3 tRNA genes are annotated in these 381 nt (G+C 54.3%); all 3 read left to right on the top strand.

From position 1 onward, the window contains the following. The first annotated feature begins 44 nt into the window (after window positions 1–44). Window positions 45–120, top strand: a tRNA-Ala gene (locus tag M3221_RS25800). A 20-nt stretch (window positions 121–140) separates the two neighbouring features. Next, window positions 141–214 (top strand) — tRNA-Met (locus tag M3221_RS25795). Window positions 215–236: 22 nt separating this feature from the next. Further along, window positions 237–329 (top strand) — tRNA-Ser (locus M3221_RS25790). Window positions 330–381: the final 52 nt, after the last annotated feature.

Raw genomic sequence — 381 nt, 5'->3', positions numbered from 1 at the left:
AAGGGGTCGCAGGTTCGAATCCTGTCTTCCCGATTGATTAAAATGGGGCCTTAGCTCAGCTGGGAGAGCGCCTGCTTTGCACGCAGGAGGTCAGCGGTTCGATCCCGCTAGGCTCCACCAATATTTTCAATACTTTTTTTGGCGGTGTAGCTCAGCTGGCTAGAGCGTACGGTTCATACCCGTGAGGTCGGGGGTTCGATCCCCTCCGCCGCTACTTAAGTTTATATATGTATGTTGGAGGAATACCCAAGTCTGGCTGAAGGGATCGGTCTTGAAAACCGACAGGCGGGTCAAACCGCGCAGGGGTTCGAATCCCCTTTCCTCCTCCATTATTTTATTGTCGCGGGGTGGAGCAGCCCGGTAGCTCGTCGGGCTCATAAC

Source organism: Domibacillus indicus, assembly GCF_023715895.1.
GTDB classification, from domain to species: domain Bacteria; phylum Bacillota; class Bacilli; order Bacillales; family Domibacillaceae; genus Domibacillus; species Domibacillus indicus_A.
The sequence above is the reverse complement of the archived record's forward strand: the minus strand, read 5'-3'. Positions and strand labels throughout refer to the sequence as shown.